At 46.4% G+C, this 21085-nt stretch carries 17 protein-coding genes, 1 other RNA gene and 1 pseudogene; 16 read left to right on the top strand and 3 right to left on the bottom strand.

Annotation, left to right across the window (positions count from 1 at the left end; genetic code table 11):
• Position 1: 1 nt before the first annotated feature.
• A complete protein-coding gene (locus tag B9J84_RS07010; protein ID WP_017046509.1) occupies positions 2-370 on the bottom strand; it encodes a YraN family protein in 369 nt (122 codons plus the stop codon).
• Entirely contained in the window at positions 357-2162 is a 1806-nt protein-coding gene (locus B9J84_RS07005) for a penicillin-binding protein activator (RefSeq protein WP_094123840.1), read from the bottom strand. The genes B9J84_RS07010 and B9J84_RS07005 overlap by 14 nt, the downstream gene beginning before the upstream one ends.
• 69 nt (positions 2163-2231) lie before the next feature.
• Between B9J84_RS07005 and rsmI the strand changes: the two genes are divergently transcribed.
• The 16 genes and pseudogenes from rsmI to lpxC all read left to right on the top strand — a co-directional run bounded on the left by rsmI (position 2232) and on the right by lpxC (position 20332).
• On the top strand, positions 2232-3098 hold the full coding sequence (gene rsmI, locus B9J84_RS07000) for a 16S rRNA (cytidine(1402)-2'-O)-methyltransferase (protein WP_013856074.1): 867 nt from the start codon (positions 2232-2234) through the stop codon (positions 3096-3098).
• Positions 3099-3217: 119 nt separating this feature from the next.
• An RNA gene (gene rnpB / locus B9J84_RS06995) (RNase P RNA component class A) lies at positions 3218-3621 on the top strand.
• A gap of 200 nt (positions 3622-3821) precedes the next feature.
• The gene (rsmH, locus tag B9J84_RS06990; protein WP_010318016.1) at positions 3822-4772 is read left to right on the top strand and encodes a 16S rRNA (cytosine(1402)-N(4))-methyltransferase RsmH; all 951 of its coding nucleotides are present in this window, start codon (positions 3822-3824) and stop codon (positions 4770-4772) included.
• Between the two features lie 3 nt (positions 4773-4775).
• On the top strand, positions 4776-5093 hold the full coding sequence (gene ftsL / locus B9J84_RS06985; protein WP_010318013.1) for a cell division protein FtsL: 318 nt from the start codon (positions 4776-4778) through the stop codon (positions 5091-5093).
• The gene (locus B9J84_RS06980; RefSeq protein WP_013856076.1) at positions 5090-6820 is read left to right on the top strand and encodes a peptidoglycan glycosyltransferase FtsI; all 1731 of its coding nucleotides are present in this window, start codon (positions 5090-5092) and stop codon (positions 6818-6820) included. The genes ftsL and B9J84_RS06980 overlap by 4 nt, the downstream gene beginning before the upstream one ends.
• A gap of 16 nt (positions 6821-6836) precedes the next feature.
• Entirely contained in the window at positions 6837-8324 is a 1488-nt protein-coding gene (gene murE / locus B9J84_RS06975; RefSeq protein ID WP_094123836.1) for a UDP-N-acetylmuramoyl-L-alanyl-D-glutamate--2,6-diaminopimelate ligase, read from the top strand.
• On the top strand, positions 8321-9679 hold the full coding sequence (gene murF, locus B9J84_RS06970; protein ID WP_094123835.1) for a UDP-N-acetylmuramoyl-tripeptide--D-alanyl-D-alanine ligase: 1359 nt from the start codon (positions 8321-8323) through the stop codon (positions 9677-9679). Before murE ends, murF begins: the two co-directional genes overlap by 4 nt.
• Entirely contained in the window at positions 9676-10758 is a 1083-nt protein-coding gene (mraY, locus tag B9J84_RS06965; RefSeq protein ID WP_017046513.1) for a phospho-N-acetylmuramoyl-pentapeptide-transferase, read from the top strand. Before murF ends, mraY begins: the two co-directional genes overlap by 4 nt.
• 15 nt (positions 10759-10773) lie before the next feature.
• On the top strand, positions 10774-12111 hold the full coding sequence (murD, locus tag B9J84_RS06960) for a UDP-N-acetylmuramoyl-L-alanine--D-glutamate ligase (protein ID WP_094123834.1): 1338 nt from the start codon (positions 10774-10776) through the stop codon (positions 12109-12111).
• 42 nt (positions 12112-12153) lie between these two features.
• Positions 12154-13330: pseudogene (ftsW, locus tag B9J84_RS06955) on the top strand (cell division protein FtsW).
• A complete protein-coding gene (murG, locus tag B9J84_RS06950; protein WP_088732836.1) occupies positions 13317-14378 on the top strand; it encodes an undecaprenyldiphospho-muramoylpentapeptide beta-N-acetylglucosaminyltransferase in 1062 nt (353 codons plus the stop codon). Before ftsW ends, murG begins: the two are co-directional and overlap by 14 nt.
• A gap of 13 nt (positions 14379-14391) precedes the next feature.
• A complete protein-coding gene (murC, locus tag B9J84_RS06945) occupies positions 14392-15852 on the top strand; it encodes a UDP-N-acetylmuramate--L-alanine ligase (protein ID WP_013856083.1) in 1461 nt (486 codons plus the stop codon).
• 188 nt (positions 15853-16040) lie between these two features.
• Positions 16041-16814, top strand: a complete 774-nt coding sequence (locus B9J84_RS06940; protein ID WP_088718004.1) for a cell division protein FtsQ/DivIB — start codon at positions 16041-16043, stop codon at positions 16812-16814.
• Positions 16807-18069 (top strand): cell division protein FtsA, encoded by a 1263-nt coding sequence (gene ftsA / locus B9J84_RS06935; protein ID WP_010317995.1) that lies wholly within the window; start codon positions 16807-16809, stop codon positions 18067-18069. The genes B9J84_RS06940 and ftsA overlap by 8 nt, the downstream gene beginning before the upstream one ends.
• Positions 18070-18099: 30 nt before the next feature.
• The gene (ftsZ, locus tag B9J84_RS06930; RefSeq protein WP_017042647.1) at positions 18100-19317 is read left to right on the top strand and encodes a cell division protein FtsZ; all 1218 of its coding nucleotides are present in this window, start codon (positions 18100-18102) and stop codon (positions 19315-19317) included.
• Between the two features lie 97 nt (positions 19318-19414).
• Entirely contained in the window at positions 19415-20332 is a 918-nt protein-coding gene (gene lpxC / locus B9J84_RS06925) for a UDP-3-O-acyl-N-acetylglucosamine deacetylase (protein ID WP_010317993.1), read from the top strand.
• A gap of 70 nt (positions 20333-20402) precedes the next feature.
• Here lpxC and B9J84_RS06920 read toward each other — a convergent pair whose 3' ends face one another.
• Entirely contained in the window at positions 20403-20858 is a 456-nt protein-coding gene (locus tag B9J84_RS06920) for a DUF721 domain-containing protein (RefSeq protein WP_017046518.1), read from the bottom strand.
• Positions 20859-21085 lie beyond the last annotated feature (227 nt).

Here is a 21085-nt window from a genome sequence, read left to right as displayed (position 1 = left end):
TTTATCCTTGAGTTATTGCGTTTTTAATCCACTCAATGTGGTGCACATCTTGGTGGATGGCGATCACATCGAAACGAAAATCGGTGTCATAGGGCGATAGGCCATGTTTCAGTAGCCATAAATTCGCGGTTTTCATCAACTTTGCCATTTTTGCGGTAGTAACCATTTCTGCGGCATGCCCATGACATTGGTTTTTTCTGTATTTAACCTCTACGAACACTAAGGTGTTTTTATCTCGCATAATGAGGTCGATTTCACCGACTTTGGTATTGAAGTTTTGTTCAATAAAAGCCAAACCACAACCTAATAAATAGTGTTTGGCTGCGGTTTCATACTGTTGACCAACTGCGCGGCGACTAAAGAGCGCCATGCACCGCCCAACTGATCTCTCTCTGTACCACGCATTGCTCATCAATACTTAATGTGCCTGTTTTGCCATCGATACTATACCCCTCGACGACCTTCATTTGTGGCAACTCAATCATTAACTGATAAGCATCCATACCTAATGCTTGTAAGCGTCGCTCGCTATTGGAGTTCTTTGGCCACAATTGGTTCATTTCATTATCCAGCATTGAATTGGGATGAATGAGTAATGGAATATCGCTATAAGTTACACCAGAGAGGTCTTCATACTGTGTGTTACCACTGTTACTACGAGAGTTTGAGAACAGTTTAGGTGGCTTAGTGTCAGGGTTAATTGCGACCTCGATAAAGGGTTTAATTAAAGTCAATTCTGCGCTGTTAGCCACGATATAAACCGAATCGATATCACGACGACTGCGGGGCAGGCTTTGCAAATCAATACCCATCAACGCATCCATTTGCGCGATATTTTGTTGGCTATCTTGTAGACCAAATACTGAGTTAATGTTGCGTTGCAATTGACGCTTATCACCAAATAGGTTCACCGATACTTTATTCTTGCTGTATTTTTGCCATTCTGCGTTAAACGCTTCTACTACACGCTGGCCGTAATTACCTTGAGGAGCGAGTATTAAAGGGTATTGATAGCCTTGGCTAAACAGATACTTAGCGGCTTGTTCAACCTCTTGCTCTGGCGAAAGTGCAAGATAGCAAGTGTTAGGATGATCTTCAATTTTGTCTGGAATATTCAACGCCAGCGTAGGGATAGAAGCTAAGCGTGCTTGTTGAAGCTTATGTAGATTCTCGATGTTCTCTTTGATGAGTGGCCCAACAATGAAATCAATGTTTTTTTCAATCAATTGCTTGTCTATGAGCGCGGCGTCTTCGGCATTGGTATCAATCACAGTCAAGGTAGCATTGAGGTCACGGTTACGGTCATTCATCATCGCCATGATAAAGCCATCACGGATCAGTTGAGCTTGCGTGGCAAACTTTCCGGAAAGAGGAAGTAACAACGCGGTGTTAGTGGGTTTGATGATTTCCAGCGCTAAAATATCTTGTATCGCTTTAGGCGTATAACGAGCCGCTGGGTGATTGCTGTTTTCCGCAAGCCATTTTTCGAGCGTATTCTTCAGCTGCGGAATATTGCTATTGAGCGTTTTCATATATACAGCCAGTTGTAGCCAGCCATCGAGCACGTTTTCGTTAGGCTCTGGATTTAATTGGGTAATTTCACGTTCGCTATAGTGATTGAAATTGAGCCAAATTTGATCGGCAATCGCTTCTTGCTCGGCATCATCAACGTAAGTGCTTAATGCAATAAGCTCCCTACTTGAATCAAAAGGGCGGCTGAGCGCGGTAAAAATATCGGCGCGCATTTGATGGTATTGAGCCCATGTTTCAGGGCTTAGCTTCCACCAAGCCTGAAAATTAAGCTGAGAGAGCGCTTGTGAAAACTGTTCCGCATTACTCAACAACTGCGCCTTAGCCATTTGCCATTCAGCTTGTTGCGCTTCAGAGAGCGACTGTTTGGCTAAGCGCATAATCAACAGTTGCGCTTGTTCGCTGTTGTTTTCGTTAATGGCGGCTTTAAGAGCCATGATCAACCAATCATTTTGCAGTGAACCTTGGCTACTATCTGCTTGCATCAAGTAAGTTTGCGCTGACTTGGTGGGATCTTGCGTAATATCGACTGAGGTGGACGTCGACGGTGAAGACGAACACGCCGCCAAAGCCATTGCTAATGCAACGGGCGTGAATAAGCGTGGTACACTGAGTCTCGGATGGTTCTTCATAGCCATGAGTTCTTTCGTTATTCCGTGTAAAATTGTCTCTATATTAATCGTTGAAGTGATGGTAAACAAATGACAGATAGCAAAACCTTGCCAGCAGAGATCCCAACTCTCTACATTGTTCCTACGCCAATTGGCAATTTGGGTGATATTACCCAGCGAGCCATTGAAGTACTCTCAAGTGTTGATGTTATCGCTGCGGAAGATACACGCCATACTGGCAGACTTCTCGCTCACTTCAATATCCAGACTAAAACCTTTGCCTTGCATGATCACAACGAACAGCAAAAAGCACAAGTGTTAGTCGATAAATTATTATCAGGGCAATCTATTGCGTTGGTTTCTGATGCAGGAACGCCACTGATCAGTGATCCAGGGTACCATCTTGTCAATCAATGTCGTCAAGCTGGTGTGAGAGTTGTGCCACTTCCGGGCGCCTGTGCTGTGATTACTGCGCTCAGTGCATCAGGCTTGCCTTCTGATCGTTTCAGTTTTGAAGGTTTTTTGCCGCCGAAAAGCAAAGGGCGTAAAGATAAATTCCTAGAGATCGCTAAGGCTGAACGCACCTGTATTTTTTATGAGTCACCACACCGAATTAGCGAATCACTGCAAGATATGTTAGCTATCTTAGGGCCAGATCGTAACGTGGTGCTAGCCCGCGAGCTCACCAAAACCTTCGAGACGATTCAAGGTTTGCCGTTAGGCGAACTGATTAATTGGATTAATGAAGATGAGAACCGCAAGCGTGGTGAAATGGTGTTACTGATCCATGGTTACAGAGAAAGCGTGGACGATAGCTTGCCGGACGAAGCATTGCGCAGTTTAGCGATTTTGACAAAAGAGCTGCCTCTGAAAAAAGCGGCCGCATTGGCGGCTGAAATTTATAACCTTAAGAAAAATGCCCTTTATAAGTGGGGGCTTGAAAACCTATCTGCTTAATTAGCCAGCGGCATCTTGATGTTTTAAATCGATGGATAATTAAACGCTTAAGCGTGAATTAAACACAGAAGTTGTTTGAGCCTAGACAGTACCTATCTTTCTCTATACAATCCGCCCTCGGAGTTGACTGGGTAGTCGCTGCTTCATTGATGTCCTTTAGCCTTGTGCTGGGGAGACTGATGGAGGGGAGGAAAGTCCGGGCTCCATAGAGCAGGGTGCCAGGTAACGCCTGGGGGGCGAAAGCCTACGACAAGTGCAGCAGAGAGAAGACCGCCGATGGCCCAATTTCTTCGGAATGGGCACAGGTAAGGGTGAAAGGGTGCGGTAAGAGCGCACCGTGCGTCTGGCAACAGTTCGTAGCAAGGTAAACTCCACCCGGAGCAAGACCAAATAGGCTTCCACATTGCGTTGCTCGCGTAAGGAAGCGGGTAGGTTGCTTGAGCCAGTGAGTGATTGCTGGCCTAGACGAATGGCTACTGCCGCGCAAGCGGAACAGAACCCGGCTTATACGTCAACTCCACCTATTGCAGACCCATCATAACTCTTGCGGTTATGATGGGTTTTTTGCTTTTTATTGACGAAAATTATTTCGTAAGCACTAAACTTAGCGCAATATCACGTGATGCCAACGTCAAGTGGTAGCGATGCGGCGTTAAATCAGTAAACTGAATACTTGCGCCGTAGCCGATTGCTATATTTCAGCTTTAGCCCGATGAGAAAACGATGACTGAACCTTTTCAACACATTTCTGTACTACTGAATGAATCCATTGATGGCCTTGCTATCAAACCAGACGGTATTTATATCGACGGCACGTTTGGCCGTGGTGGTCATAGTCGTACAATTCTCTCTAAGTTGGGTGACAATGGTCGGCTTTACAGCATAGATCGCGATCCACAAGCGATTGCTGAAGCTGGAAAAATTAACGACCCGCGTTTTACTATCATTCATGGCCCATTCTCTGGCATGGCACAATACGCTGAGCGCTACGATCTGGTAGGGAAAGTAGATGGAGTACTACTTGATTTAGGCGTTTCCTCGCCGCAGTTGGACGATGCTGAGCGCGGTTTTAGTTTCATGAAAGATGGCCCACTTGATATGCGTATGGACCCGACGTCAGGGATCCCTGTCTCGCAGTGGCTTGCGCAAGCCGATCTAGATGATATTACTTGGGTGATTCGTGAATTTGGTGAAGACAAGCACGCGCGCCGTATTGCCAAAGCGATTGTCGCTTACCGTGAAGACGATGAAAAAGAGCCTCTGACGCGTACCAGCCAATTGGCCAAACTGATTTCAGAAGCTGCGCCGAAAAGCTTTAAAGAGAAAAAACACCCGGCTACGCGCTCATTTCAAGCATTTCGTATCTATATCAATAGTGAATTAGAAGAGATAGACACTGCATTAAAAGGCGCAGCTAAGATCTTAGCCCCACAAGGGCGCTTATCGGTGATCAGTTTCCATTCGCTTGAAGATCGCATGGTCAAACGCTTTATTCGTAAAGAGAGTAAAGGCCCAGAGGTTCCACATGGTTTGCCGTTAACAGAAATACAAATTCAGGCATTGGGCTCAGCCAACTTAAAACCAGTTGGGAAAGCGATTATGCCAACTAAAGAAGAAGTGGAACTCAATCCCCGTTCACGCAGCTCAGTATTACGAGTTGCTGAAAAACTGTAGTCCATGTCTAAGTCGCCGCCTAACTTAACCAAACTGATTGCACTTGACCTGTTTACGGTGGGTCGAGTGCCGCTTATTTTGTTAATGTTAATTTTTGCCAGTGCGATGGGAGTGGTGTTTATTACCCACCATTCTAGGCAGGCGATTTCAGAAAAAGATCAAACTTTAGTTGAGCGCGAGCGGCTCGATAATGAATGGCGTAACCTCATTCTTGAGGAAACGGCCCTCGCAGAACATAGCCGCGTGCAGAATCTTGCCAAACAAGAGCTGGAAATGAAGCGACCTGATTCTGATAAAGAAGTGGTGATTACGCTCAAATGAAAAAAAACAAAGATAAAGCCCAAGCGGCACCTCGTCAAGAAAAAGCGACATCTCCTATTTTGATCCGTTGGCGATTCTATCTCATCCTCTTTTTTGTATTCGTTGCTTTCGCTTTATTGGTTGGGCGCGTTGCCTTCATCCAAATTATCGAACCGGATAATTTGATCCGCGAAGGGGATATGCGCTCTGTCCGAGCCAAAACCTTGCCATCGGCACGCGGAATCATTTCAGATCGTAATGGTGAACCTCTCGCAGTCAGTGTTCCTGTCGATGCAGTATGGGCTGATCCTGTGGCTATTTTTAAAGCCGGCGGTTTAGTTGAACGTGAACGTTGGTACGCACTGGCTGATGTGTTAGGCATTAAGCGCAGTGAGCTGCTGAAAAAAATTGAAGAGAACCAAACCCGCCGTTTTATCTATTTGCAGCGTCAAGTGAGCCCTGCAATGGCCAATTATATTCGCGAACTTAAATTAGCGGGTGTGGGGCTCAAGGCCGAATCTCGCCGTTACTATCCAGCCGGTGAGGCGAGTGCGCACTTAATTGGTGTGACGGGCATCGATGGCCACGGTTTAGAAGGGGTTGAGCGCAGCTATGATAAATGGCTGACGGGGGAAGCTGGCAAACAGGTGATCCGCAAAGATCGGTATGGCCGAGTGGTGGAAAATATCTCGCTTGAAGAGCGTGAAGAGGGCAAGCCGCTGGCGTTGACCATTGACCAACGTTTGCAAGCGATCGCCTTTCGTGCGGTCAAGCAAGCTGTAGCGGACTATCGTGCCACTTCGGCATCGGCCATTTTGCTCGACGTGAAAACGGGTGCAGTATTAGCGATGGTTAACGCCCCTTCATACAACCCCAATAACCGTTCCGATTGGCAAAGTTTTAAAATGCGTAACCGCGTGATCACGGACGCCTTTGAACCGGGCTCAACTGTTAAACCTTTTGTAGTATTGGCCGCGCTTGAAAATGGCGTTGCAAATGACAAAACGGTGATAGATACAGGGAATGGCATCATGCAAATCGGCGGCAGTCGAGTGCGTGATACCTCAAAAGTCGGCAAAGCCGATTTAACCTTAATTCTGAAAAAATCGAGTAACATCGGAGTGGCTAAGCTGGCGCTTGAAATGCCTCTCGAAGCCCTATTAGGTATGTATACCTCTGTAGGGCTTGGTGAAATGTCCGGTTTAAACCTCGTCGGTGAGACCTTGGGTATTTTCCCGAATCGCCGCCGTTGGTCACCGTTTGAAATTGCCACCTTGGCATTTGGCTATGGTTTGTCAATTACCCCCATTCAGTTGGCTCATGCTTATGCCACTTTAGGTAATTTAGGTCAGTACCAACCAATCCATATTATTGACAGCAACCAGCAAGATTTATCACGCCAAGTGGTTGATAAAACTAATGCTAAGAAAGTGTTGGAAATGTTAGAAACCGTTACCCAACCCGGTGGCACAGCAACTCAAGCCGCGGTTCCGGGCTATCGTATTGCGGCCAAGTCAGGAACTTCGCGCAAAGCGATTGCCGGCGGTTATGGTGATGAATATTTTGCTTACACGGCAGGAGTGGCTCCAGTGAGCGACCCTCGAGTCTCGTTAGTGGTGATGGTGAATGAACCTCAAGGTGACTTATATTATGGCGGCTCCGTTGCCGGCCCTGTCTTTGCCGAAATAATGAAAGGAGCGTTGCAGATCCTCAATGTCGCTCCTGATGAAAATCGATTCCAAAAATAATTAAGAGAGAAGCACAATGACGCCGAGTATGTGTTTACAAGATCTCATCGCCCCTTGGCTTGACCTCGATGGCCATTCTATTTCAACGTTGTCGGTGACTCGTTTAGTGCTCGATAGCCGTAAAATATCACCCAATGATACCTTTATTGCAGTGGTCGGCCATACCATCGACGGAAGGCAGTTTATTGATAGCGCCACTCAAGCTGGGGCGAATCTGGTATTGGCTCAAGCGTGTGAGCAGTATCTGCATGGTAGTATGGCTACCGTCAATGGCGTGTTAGTGATTTACCTTGCTGATCTAAACCAACATCTATCTCAACTGGCATCGCGGCTTTACCGCTCGAAGACCAGTACGTTGATTGGGGTTACGGGAACCAACGGTAAAACCACCATTACTCAATTAATCGCGCAGTGGATTGACTTGTTAGGCGAGAAAGCGGCGGTGCTGGGTACTACGGGGAATGGTTTTCTCAACCATTTACAGCCTGCCGCCAATACCACAGGTAATGCCATTGAGGTCCAAGAAACACTCTATCAATTAGCGCAGCAGGGCGCTCGCTATACTGCGCTGGAAGTCTCTTCGCACGGATTAGTTCAAGGGCGAGTTCAAGCACTGAAGTTCGCTGTGGGCGTGTTTTCTAACTTAAGCCGCGATCATCTCGATTATCATGGCACCATGGAAGAGTACGCCAAAGCAAAGCTCTCCTTATTTACCGCTCATCACTGCCAACACGCTGTCATTAATGCCGACGATGCGGTGGGTGCGAGTTGGTTAGCACAGCTGAAAGCACCGATTGCCGTCTCTTTAAAGCAGCAACCGCAATGCGCTAAAGCGCTGTGGGCGAGTTCGGTCTCTTACAGTGATAATGGTATTTCATTAACCTTCGACGGCTACTATGGTCAAGGTGAATTGAGCGTGCCGTTGATTGGCGAATTTAACGCCAGCAATCTTCTACTCGCTTTTGCCTCTATGCTGACTTTAGGTTTTGATAAACAAGCCTTGATGACAACGGCTTCTCAACTGCAGCCGGTCTTAGGGCGAATGGAGCTCTTTCAAGCGCCAAATCGTGCGAAGATCGTCGTCGATTATGCACACACGCCTGATGCTTTGGAAAAAGCACTACTAGCACTTCGCGTTCATTGCCAAGGTCAGCTATGGGCGATTTTTGGTTGTGGTGGCGACCGTGATAAAGGCAAACGCCCGATGATGGCCGAAATTGCAGAGCGCTGCGCCGATAAGGTCATTTTGACCGACGATAACCCTCGTAGCGAAAAACCGGCAGACATTGTGCAAGATATGGTGGCAGGGCTTGAGTTTGCAAGTCGCGCACACGTTGAACACAATCGTTACGCTGCCGTGCAATACGCCCTGCAACATGCTGAACAGCAAGACATCATTTTATTGGCAGGCAAAGGGCATGAAGATTATCAAGTGATGGCCCATCAAACTATTCACTATTCGGATCGCGAAACGGCGCAAACTTTACTGGAGATAAGTGCATGATAGAAGTCTCTTTACAGCAATTGACGCACGTTTTGCAGGCACAATTGGTTGGTTGTGATGTCACCGTGTCTGAGGTCTCGACCGACACACGTCAAATCAAACCCGGTGCGCTCTTTGTTGCCTTGGTCGGTGATAAATTTGATGCTCATGAGTTTGCTGCACAAGCGGTTGCGTCTGGTGCAAAGGCGTTATTGGTTCAGCGCCCCTTGGCAGTTTCGGTTCCTCAACTGGTGGTCACCGACACCAAACAGGCGTTAGGCCAGCTTGGCGCTTGGGTTCACCAACAGTGTCAAACACCGACCGCTGCGATTACAGGCAGTTGTGGTAAAACCACAGTCAAAGAAATGGTGGCAAATATTTTATCAGCCAAAGGGCGCGTGCTCTTTACTGCTGGCAATTTTAATAATGATATCGGCGTGCCGCTCACTCTGCTTCGCTCTGATCTTAATGATGCGTATGCGGTGATTGAGTTAGGGGCGAACCATATTGGTGAAATTGCTTATACCACCTCTTTAGTGAAGCCGGATGTCGCATTAGTGAACAATGTTGCCGCGGCGCATCTGGAAGGTTTTGGCTCAATTGAGGGCGTAAAACAGGCGAAAGGTGAAATTTATCAAGGCCTTGCTTCAGGTTCGACAGCCATTATTAATTTAGAAAGCCACGGTGGTGAGCGGTGGAGCGCTATTTTAGTGGACAAAACCGTTAAAACCTTTTCTAGCCGTCAAATGGCAGATTTTTACGCCCGTGGTATTAGGCTTAATGAACAAGGTGAAGCCCAGTTTGAAATGATCACACCCGTCGGTCATATTGATATTGGGCTCAATATTGTGGGTGAACATAACGTTTCCAATGCGTTGGCGGCGGCGGCATTAGCCATTGAGTTGGGGGCGAATCTTGAAGAGGTGCAGTACGGACTTGCGCATCTAGCTCAGGTGAAAGGGCGTGTTGATGTCACCCAATTGAGCTCGACTGTGAAACTGATTGATGACAGTTACAATGCCAGTGTTCCAGCGATGAAAGCGGCGGTTGATCTACTTAACACTTTCTCTGCAAGGCGTTGGTTAATTTTAGGTAATATGGCTGAGTTGGGCGATGAAAGCCTTGCACTTCATCGTCAAGTCGGTGAACATGCTGCACCATTCCAGTTTGACTATGTCCTTACTTACGGTCGCGATGCAAAAGTGATCAGTGACCTATGCCATGGCCTCCATTTTGAAAGCCATGCGGACATGATTGCTTATATCGAGCAGCAATTATCACAATTCGATCAAGAGTCTCATACCTTACTTGTCAAAGGTGCAAACAGTGCGGGTATGAGTAAAATTGTGGCTGCTCTTAAGGAGAAATACTCATGATTATTTGGCTCGCGGATCTACTCCAGCCATACTTCTCTTTTTTTCGTCTGTTCGAATATCTCTCATTTCGGGCCATCGTCAGTATTTTAACCGCACTTGCTCTGTCGTTATGGATGGGGCCGCGCTTGATTAAACGTTTGCAACTACTGCAAATTGGTCAAGTAGTGCGTAACGACGGTCCAGAATCACATTTTAGTAAGCGCGGTACGCCAACCATGGGCGGAGTGATGATCCTCGCCTCTATCATTATTACCGTACTGCTGTGGACTGATCTCTCAAACCCTTACGTGTGGGCTGTACTCGCGGTGCTGCTTGGTTATGGCGTCGTCGGTTTTGTGGATGATTATCGCAAAGTGGTGCGTAAAAACAGTGATGGATTGATCGCACGCTGGAAATACTTTTGGCAGTCGGCCATTGCGTTGATAGTGGCGTTTGCTCTCTATGCACATGGCAACGATACAGCAGCTACTCAGCTTGTAGTGCCTTTCTTTAAAGATGTGATGCCGCAACTAGGCTTACTCTACATTGTGCTGACCTACTTTGTCATCGTCGGTACCAGTAACGCGGTGAATTTAACCGATGGTCTAGATGGTTTAGCCATTATGCCGACCGTTTTGGTTGCTGCCGGTTTTGCTGTGATTGCATGGGCAACTGGGAACGTCAATTTCGCCAGTTATCTGCATATTCCTTATGTTCCTTATGCCTCAGAGTTGGTGGTGGTGTGTACTGCAATTGTGGGGGCCGGTTTAGGTTTTCTGTGGTTCAACACTTATCCTGCGCAAGTCTTTATGGGCGATGTGGGTTCACTCGCTCTAGGTGGTGCACTCGGTACAATTGCGGTGTTGGTTCGTCAAGAGTTTGTGTTAGTGATCATGGGCGGCGTTTTTGTGATGGAAACCTTGTCGGTGATTTTACAAGTCGGTTCCTACAAATTGCGTGGTCAACGCATTTTCCGGATGGCCCCTATCCATCACCACTATGAATTGAAAGGTTGGCCAGAACCACGCGTGATCGTCCGTTTTTGGATTATCTCAATTGTGTTGGTGTTAGTGGGTTTGGCTACACTAAAAGTGCGCTAGTGATAGAGCAAAACGGTGTTGAATGGAATGAAGATGGATCGTTGGCAAACTGTTAATAATGTGGTGGTCGTGGGGCTGGGTATGACGGGCCTCTCGGTGGTTAACTACCTTTTGAGCCTAGATCGCTCGCTCACGATTAAGGTGATCGACACACGTGAAAACCCGCCAGGTCGAGAGCATTTAAGCTCGCAAGTTGAGCTACATTGTGGCGGCTGGAACAAAGCTTGGTTATTTGACGCTGACCTGATTGTTACTAATCCGGGCATTGCTTTAGCTACGCCAGAGATTCAACAGGCGTTAGCACAACATATTCCCGTGGTGGGCGATATTGAGCTCTTTGCTTGGCAGGTGGATAAGCCTGTTATCGCTATCACAGGAGCCAACGGCAAGAGCACAGTGACGGATTTAACCGGAGTGCTTGCTAAAGCTGCTGGGGTTAAGGTTGCCGTTGGCGGCAATATTGGTGTGCCTGCTTTAGATCTACTTCAGCAAGAGGCCGATCTTTATGTGCTGGAGCTCTCAAGCTTCCAGCTAGAAACGACCTCAAGTTTAAAACTCGTCTCTGCTGCCTTTCTCAATCTGACAGAAGATCATATGGATCGCTACGATGGTATGGAATCGTATCGCCAAGCTAAATTGCGCATTTTTAAGTATGCGCAAGCGGCGGTCGTGAACGCCGATGATAGCCAGACGGAACCTCCCTCATTTTCAGGTCACATCGCACGTTTTTCCGTTGAACATGACGCGGACTATTGCACGCAAATGATTGATGGCAAATCGTTCTTAGTGGCGAAAGGCACGCCATTGTTAGCAAGCGAAGAACTCAGCTTAGTGGGACGACACAATAGTGCTAACGTGCTCACTGTGCTCGCACTGCTCGATTTGGCGGGTGTTGATTACTCATCTGCGCTTGATGCATTGAAATCTTACCGCGGGCTGACACATCGTTGTCAGGTTGTTGCTGATAATCACGGCGTAAAATGGGTCAATGACTCGAAAGCGACCAATGTCGCAAGCACTCAAGCGGCGTTGTCGGGGTTAAATTGCCAAGGGACTTTGTATCTGCTTGTGGGGGGCGTTGGCAAGGGCGCTGATTTCTCGCCATTAGCACCGATACTAAAAACATTGAACGTAAAACTGTGCTGTTTTGGCGTTGACGGTGGGCAATTCATGCCACTGCATCCATCGGCTCAGTTTTATTCATCGATGGAAGAGATTATCGTATCGATCAAACCGCAGCTGCGTCGTGGTGATATGGTGATGCTTTCGCCTGCTTGTGCCAGTTTTGATCAGTTTAAAAACTTTATGGCCAGAGGTGACGCCTTTGCCGAGCTTGCGCAGCGTTACGCTTAATCAACAGGAAATTGCATTTTGTCCTTTTCAAGCCTCATCAAAATGACTCGTCAATGGTTTCAGAGCCAAGCGCCTGAAGCCTTGTTTGATCGTCAATTGGTATGGATTGCTTTAGGTTTGATGCTGACTGGGCTTGTGATGGTGACATCGGCTTCGTTTCCTATCAGTTCGCGTTTAACGGATCAACCGTTTCACTTTATGTTTCGTCACGCCATTTTCTTGATGCTGGCTATCGTGACATCGAGTGTGGTGTTGCAAGTGCCAATGAAACGTTGGATGCAATACAGCTCGGTGCTACTTGGCGTCTCTTTTATGCTGCTGATTGTGGTTTTGCTCGCGGGCAAATCGGTCAATGGTGCCTCGCGTTGGATCCCTTTGGGGTTATTTAACCTGCAACCAGCAGAGGTCGCGAAACTGTCACTGTTTATTTTCATGGCTGGTTACTTAGTTCGTAAACAAGATGAAGTGAGGCAAACCTTTTTTGGTGGTTTCATGAAACCGATTATGGTGTTTGGAACCTTGGCTATCTTGCTACTTGGTCAGCCAGATTTGGGAACCGTGGTTGTGATGCTGGTGACTCTGTTTGGTATGCTGTTTATTGCTGGGGCCAAACTGTCACAATTTATTGCGCTCATGGTGGCTGGAATTGTTGCGGTAATCGCACTGATTGCGGCAGAGCCTTACCGTATTCGCCGTGTGACTTCATTTCTTGACCCGTGGGAAGACCCGTTTGGCAGCGGTTATCAATTGACTCAATCTTTGATGGCCTTTGGTCGTGGAGAGTGGTTTGGTCAAGGGCTTGGTAACTCGATTCAAAAGCTAGAGTACTTACCTGAAGCGCACACTGATTTCGTATTTGCAGTGCTGGCTGAAGAGCTCGGTTTTGTTGGCGTTGTACTGGTTCTACTGCTGATTTTTAGTCTGGTGCTTAAAGCGGTGTTTATCGGTAAAAAAGCCTTTGAGCATGATCAGCAATTTGGTGGCTATTTGGCCTTTGGTATTGGAATTTGGTTTGCATTCCAAACACTCGTCAATGTGGGTGCTGCTGCGGGTATGGTGCCGACTAAGGGCCTAACGCTGCCCTTGATCAGTTACGGCGGTTCAAGCTTAATTATTTATGTCGGTTGCGGTGTCGATCTTATTGAGAATTGATCATGAATGTCGACTCAAAGATCGCAATCGAGTGTCTATAGAAAAAGAATCCAATGATAAACAATAAACGTTTAATGGTTATGGCTGGTGGCACGGGGGGACATGTTTTTCCCGGTCTCGCTGTGGCTAAACAGCTCCAACAACAAGGTTGGCAGATCCGCTGGCTAGGGACTGCGGATCGGATGGAAGCAGAATTAGTGCCTAAACATGGTATTGAGATCGACTTTATTCAGGTCAAAGGTTTACGTGGCCAAGGCATAGGGCGTTTGCTGAAAGCGCCTTTTCAAATTGTGAACGCGATTTTTCAAGCGCGTCGTTATTTGAAGCAGTGGCAACCTGATGCGGTGCTCGGCATGGGCGGATACGTCAGTGGCCCCGGTGGCGTGGCAGCGTGGTCTATGGGAATTCCCGTTGTGCTTCACGAGCAAAATGCCGTAGCAGGGTTAACCAACCGTTGGCTTTCGAAAATTGCCAAACGCGTATTTCAAGCCTTCCCTGGAGCCTTTACTGAGGCGCAAGTCGTAGGTAACCCTGTACGTCAAGATGTCGCTACATTACCCGAGCCGCAAGTACGCTTTGCTGAGCGAAATGAACCGATCCGCATTCTCGTGATGGGCGGCAGCCAAGGTGCGCAGATTCTCAACCGAACTTTGCCTGACGTACTAGCTGTGCTTGGCGATAATTACCAAGTTTGCCATCAAGCAGGCAAGAATAATCAACAGTCGGTTGAGCAAGCTTATCGCGCGCTTCAGATCAAAAATGCACACGTTACTGAGTTCATTGAGGATGTGGCTGGCGCTTATGCGTGGGCTGATTTACTGGTGTGCCGCTCGGGAGCATTAACGGTTTCTGAAGTGGCAGCGGCCGGTGTTGGCGCTATATTTATCCCTTTTATGCATAAAGACCGACAGCAAGCGCTTAACGCGGATCACTTAGTCGCTTGTGGTGCGGCCAAAATGATTGAACAGCCGCAGCTCACAGTAGAAAAACTAGCGCAAGAGATTGCTTCTCTTGAGCGTCATGATCTGCTGTTGATGGCGCAACAAGCGCGTGCAGCCGCACAACTGGATGCTGATAAAGTCGTTGCCGACGCTATCATCGCACTTACCCAATAACGAGAAATTTTTCATGACCATTAAACATACTCAAGATTTAGCTCAAATCCGTGCCATGGTGCCAGAGATGCGCCGCGTCAAGTGTATTCACTTTGTCGGTATTGGTGGGGCGGGAATGAGCGGAATTGCAGAAGTATTGCTCAATGAAGGCTACCAAATTACCGGCTCTGATCTCGCTTCCAACCCTGTGACTGAAAGATTGGCAAGTAAAGGGGCTATCATTTATATCGGTCATCAAGCCACTAATATTGAACTCGCCAGCGTGGTGGTAGTCTCTACTGCAATCGATGAGCTAAATCCTGAACTGAAAGCGGCGCGTGAGCGACGCATTCCTATTGTTCGTCGTGCAGAAATGTTGGCGGAATTAATGCGTTTTCGTCATGGCATTGCGGTGGCTGGTACGCATGGTAAAACAACGACTACGGCATTGGTTACGCAAATTTATTCTGAGGCTGGTTTAGATCCCACGTTTGTTAATGGCGGGTTAGTCAAAAGCGCTGGCACCAATGCGCGTTTGGGTTCAAGTCGGATTTTGATTGCTGAAGCTGACGAAAGTGATGCTTCATTCCTTCATCTTCAGCCTATGGTTAGTATCGTGACCAACATCGAAGCTGATCACATGGATACGTATGGCGGTGATTTTGAAACGCTCAAACAGACCTTCATCGATTTCTTACACAACCTGCCATTTTATGGTCAGGCGATATTATGTATTGATGATCCTGTTGTGCGTGAAATCATTCCACGTATTAGCCGTCAAGTGATCACCTACGGTTTTGCCGATGATGCAGATGTCAGGATTGAGAATTACCATCAGCAGGGGCAACAAGGCCAGTTTACGGTCGTCAGACAGGGACGAGCCAATCTGGATATCACGCTTAATATTCCAGGTCGTCATAATGCGCTTAATGCCTCCGCGGCTATTGCAGTGGCAACGGAAGACGACATCAGCGATGAAGCGATTTTAAAAGCGATGGCTAGCACCCAAGGTACGGGACGTCGTTTTGATCATCTGGGCGAGTTTGATACGGGCAATGGAGTTGCGATGCTCGTCGATGATTATGGTCATCATCCGACTGAGGTGGGCGTGACTATTAAGGCGGCGCGTAGTGGCTGGCAAGAAAAACGGCTAGTGATGATTTTCCAACCCCATCGCTACAGTCGAACTCGCGATCTGTATGATGATTTTGCCAATGTACTGGAGCAAGTCGATGTGCTGATCATGCTCGATGTCTATGCCGCAGGAGAAAAGCCGATTGCGGGAGCCGATGGTCGATCGTTGTGCCGAACGATACGCAGTCGCGGTAAAATCGATCCTATTTTTGTTCCCGACAGCACCATACTGCCTTCGATTCTGGCTAATGTATTACAAGATGGTGACCTCGTGCTGACGCAAGGTGCTGGGGATATCGGCAAGGTAGCGAAACATTTAGCGGGACTCGAACTGAATATCAGTAAAATGCAACAGGTTTAATTTAAATGGCTTATTTGTGTATCAATATTGAATAACATGGTATCCAGTCCAGATTTATTACTTTCAATGTTTGATACTTTCAGCGACCTCAGTATAATCCGGAGGTTAAAGTCAGTGCTTTTACCTCTATTGTGAACCAAATAGGGCATGCGATTGCGATTTAGAAACAGGAACATCAGGCTTTGTTAATGAATGTGTTCGATGAAAGCCGAGCTGTGTCCCGTTCGCCACTCATAAAAGATCACGCCGCTGGCGCTATTTTTTTATTTGTGGTGTTGTTGCTGATAAGTTCACTCATTTATTCAACACTTAGTTGGATGTGGGACGAACAGAGGCTACCGCTTTCAAAAATTGTTCTACAAGGTGACTTGCAATACGTATCTTCGCTAGATGTGCAGCGCGCTTTTGCTCAGTTGGATCATATCGGTACTTTCATGTCGCAAGATATTAACGTACTTCAATCGAGTGTACAGGTCATCCCGTGGGTGGCCCATGCATCGATTCGTAAACAATGGCCTGACACAATAAAAGTGTTTCTGACAGAGTATAGAGCGGTAGCGATTTGGAATGGCAACGCTTTGTTAGACGGATATGGCACGGTATTTAATGGTGATATTGGTCAATTGAACGGCGATAGAGTGAAACTTTATGGCCCGCAAGGGACCAGTCACGAAGTACTGGATGTTTGGAATAAAACGAACCCTAAGTTTCAATCATTAAACTTAAATATATCGTCACTGTTACTCAACGATCGTCGAGCGTGGCAAATAATTTTAGATAATGGCATCCGCTTAGAGTTAGGTAAAGAATCACTAGATGAGCGAGTTGCACGTTTTATTTCGCTGTATAAGAATTTAGGTAATAAAGCTGAACAAGTTAGCTATATCGATCTTAGATATGATACAGGAGCCGCAGTAGGTTGGTTCCCTGAACAAGAAGCACAAGAGAGTAAAAATGACTAAGACCGCTGATGACAACATTATTGTTGGTCTTGATATAGGCACAGCCACCGTGTCAGCTTTAGTCGGTGAAATACTGCCTGACGGTCAAATTAATATTATTGGCGCTGGTACGAGCCCATCCCGTGGGATGGATAAAGGGGGAGTTAACGATCTTGAATCGGTCGTTAAGTCTGTCCAAAGAGCGGTTGACCAAGCAGAATTAATGGCGGAATGCCAAATTAGTAATGTGTTTCTCTCTCTATCTGGGCGACATATTGCGAGCCGTATTGAAAAAGGCATGGGAACTATTTCGGATGAAGAAGTTTCTCAAGAAGATATGGATCGAGCGATTCATACCGCCAAATCAATAAAAATTGGGGAAGAGCAAAGAATATTGCACGTCATTCCTCAAGAATTTACGATTGATTACCAAGAGGGAATTAAAAACCCGCTTGGTTTATCAGGTGTGCGCATGGAAGTGAGCGTGCATCTTATTTCTTGTCATAATGATATGGCGAGAAATATTATCAAAGCGGTAGAACGCTGTGGTTTAAAAGTTGAACAACTGGTTTACTCTGGTTTAGCGGCAAGTAATGCAGTTATTACGGAAGATGAGCGAGAGTTAGGTGTGTGCGTGATTGATATAGGCGCAGGCACTATGGATGTTGCTATCTGGACCGGTGGTGCGTTACGACATACTGAAGTGTTTTCTTATGCAGGAAACGCAGTAACCAGTGATATTGCTTTTGCATTTGGCACACCAGTCAGTGATGCTGAAGAGATTAAAGTAAAATATGGCTGTGCGCTGAGTGAATTGGTAAGCAAGGATGATACCGTTAACGTCCCAAGTGTAGGAGGAAGACCTTCGCGAAGTTTGCAAAGACAAACCTTGTCGGAAGTGATTGAACCTCGCTACACTGAATTAATGGGATTAGTTAACCAAACTATAGATACTGTCCAAGACAAATTGCGCAAAAATGGTATTAAACACCATTTAGCGGCTGGTGTTGTTTTAACTGGCGGCGCTGCGCAAATTGAAGGTTTGGTTGAGTGTGCGGAACGCGTTTTCCGCAATCAAGTTCGCGTAGGCAAGCCTTTAGAGGTGAGTGGCCTTACAGATTACGTAAAAGAGCCGTATCATTCTACGGCGGTTGGTTTACTTCATTATGCGAAAGAGAGCCAAATTAATGACGACACGGAATATAGCGAACCGAAACGCCAATCCATGTCGAGCTTAATTGGTCGTTTGCGTAACTGGATACAAAAAGAGTTTTAACCTGAGTTGCAGGGAAAACGGAGATAACACATGTTTGAACCGATGATGGAAATGTCTGACGATGCTGTAATTAAAGTCGTTGGAGTTGGTGGTGGTGGCGGTAACGCTGTTGAACACATGGTGCGTGAGTCCATCGAAGGCGTGGAATTCATCAGTGTCAATACCGATGCGCAAGCACTTCGTAAAACAAGCGTAAGTAGCGTCATTCAAATTGGTGGTGATATCACTAAAGGTTTGGGTGCTGGTGCAAACCCGCAAGTTGGACGTGATGCAGCTCTAGAAGACCGAGAAAGAATTAAAGAAGTTCTGATGGGTGCCGATATGGTATTTATCGCAGCTGGTATGGGCGGTGGTACAGGTACAGGTGCTGCTCCTGTTATTGCAGAAGTTGCCAAAGAACTGGGTATCTTAACCGTAGCGGTTGTCACTAAACCTTTCAGTTTTGAAGGAAAAAAGCGTTTGGCATTTGCTGAGCAAGGTATTGAAGAGTTGTCAAAACACGTTGACTCTTTGATTACCATTCCTAATGAAAAACTACTGAAAGTGTTAGGTCGTGGTATTACCTTACTTGAAGCATTTGCGAGTGCGAATGATGTACTTAAAAATGCAGTGCAAGGTATTGCAGAGTTAATTACACGCCCAGGCATGATTAACGTGGACTTTGCTGACGTACGTACTGTGATGTCAGAAATGGGCCACGCGATGATGGGTAGTGGAGTAGCTCGCGGCGAAGATCGTGCAGAAGAAGCGGCAGAGATGGCAATTTCTAGCCCTCTTTTGGAAGATATTGATCTTGCAGGCGCTCGTGGCGTGTTGGTCAATATTACTGCTGGTTTGGATATGCGACTAGACGAATTCGAAACCGTCGGTAATACTGTTAAGGCGTTTGCTTCTGACAATGCGACAGTTGTCATCGGTACTTCGTTAGATCCTGATATGGCAGACGAAATTCGCGTGACTGTCGTTGCAACGGGTATTGGCAATGAGAAAAAGCCAGACATTACTTTAGTTGCAGGCGGTAAAGCCAAAGTCGCACCAGCAGTTCAACCACAAATGGTTCAGCAAGCAGCGAAAATCGAAGAAAAAACGGCACAGCCTTTGCAAGAAAGAGCAGAAGTGAAACCGCAATCAGCATCGTCGTCAACTGTTTCATCTTCTTCCGGTGCAAGCCAAAATACGGCACCGAAAGCAGATAAGGAAAATGGATATCTTGATATCCCAGCATTTTTACGTCGTCAGGCTGATTAACAATTAGACATAATTTGACACTGTTCAAAATTATGGTAGCATTCGCGGTCGGTGCTTTACCGACCGTGTTTTGTCGCACTGACATAGAGGCAAGTAGATGATCAGACAACGAACTCTGAAAGAAATAGTGAAAACAACTGGGGTGGGCTTACACTCTGGTCGTAAAGTCACATTAACGCTTCGCCCTGCTGCTGCAAACACTGGGATCATTTACCGCCGTACTGATGTCAATCCTCCAGTAGACTTCCCTGCGGATCCTGAATCTGTTCGCGATACCATGCTATGTACTGCTTTGGTCAACGATGAAGGTATTCGTATCTCTACTGTTGAGCACTTAAATGCAGCATTAGCGGGCATGGGAATCGACAACGTTATCATCGAAGTTGACGCACCTGAAATTCCTATTATGGATGGTAGTGCTAGCCCATTTGTTTACTTGCTACAACAAGCGGGCATTCAAACGCTGAATACACCAAAACGTTTTATTCGAATTAAGAAACCAGTTCGATTTGAAGATGGTGATAAGTGGGCGGAACTTGTACCCCATAACGGTTTTCGTATGGATTTTGAGATTGACTTTCAACATCCTGCTATCGATTCTGATGAACAACGCATGGTGTTTGATTTTTCCTCGCAAGGTTTCGTCAAAGAAATTTCAAGAGCTCGTACTTTTGGTTTCATGCGTGACATTGAGTACCTACAATCGCAAAACCTCTGTTTAGGTGGTAGCTTTGATTGCGCCATCGTATTAGATGAATACCGTATTCTTAATGAAGAAGGTTTGCGTTTTGCCAATGAGTTTGTCACTCATAAAGTATTGGATGCCATTGGTGACTTGTACATGTGTGGTCATTCCATTGTGGGTGAGTTCCGTGCTTATAAATCAGGCCATGGTTTAAATAACCAGCTACTGCGTGCGGTCTTAGCCGACCAAGAGGCGTGGGAATGGGCTACTTTTGAAGAAGAAGTTGGCTCTCCAGTGGCGTTTGCTGAACCAAATATGGTTCTCGCTTAATCGCAATTTTTAAATAAAAAGGCCAGACAGTTGTCTGGCCTTTTTATTTGTACTAATTCATTGATGACGCTTATTTGGGCCTAGCCAATTTCGCCAAATTTTCCAAACGTTTTTTGACTTTAGGGGAAGCACTACTCGCCACCATCAATAATGCTTGCGCCGTATTTTCAGATAGTGGTGGGCGAGCGACCGTTTCTTTTTCTTCTTTCATACCACGATTACGATAGAGCGCTGGGTTTATCTTGAGCTCAATGCTGATCAATTTGGCAAATCCTTGGTTGCGTAACTGATTCAAAATGTGTAATCGGTCATAATCAAGCTTCATTTTTATTGATGCACTGGCCACTTCAACGATTAAGTGACCACCGCGCACATTAGCGGCTCGGACATGATCGGCCGTTCCTTTAGGAAGCAACTTATTGAGCACTTTATTTAAAGCGAGGATCTCGGTGGCATGTTGCTGTATTTTCTTCAGAGATGAATCGCTGATCAGCTCTTTCGTTAACGTGGGACGGTGATCGCGCATGGTGTCTCCCTCTTAAGTTGCCATTCAATTCTATTGTGGTGCCTATGATGCGTATAGTAATAAATCTATTTTATTGCTTAAACAGTGCTCAAAAAGCGTAAAAATATTAAGTGTGCTTCAAACAAATAGTTTTGCTATTGGTTGTTGCCGCAAAAATTCCTTACACTATGCGTTACATAATTATTTAATACCTTGAAAATAAACCTCACCGTCACAATATCTGTGAT

This window comes from Vibrio sp. V03_P4A6T147 (genome assembly GCF_002241085.1).
Taxonomy (GTDB): Bacteria; Pseudomonadota; Gammaproteobacteria; order Enterobacterales; family Vibrionaceae; genus Vibrio; species Vibrio anguillarum.
This window is presented reverse-complemented; position numbering and strand designations above follow the sequence as displayed.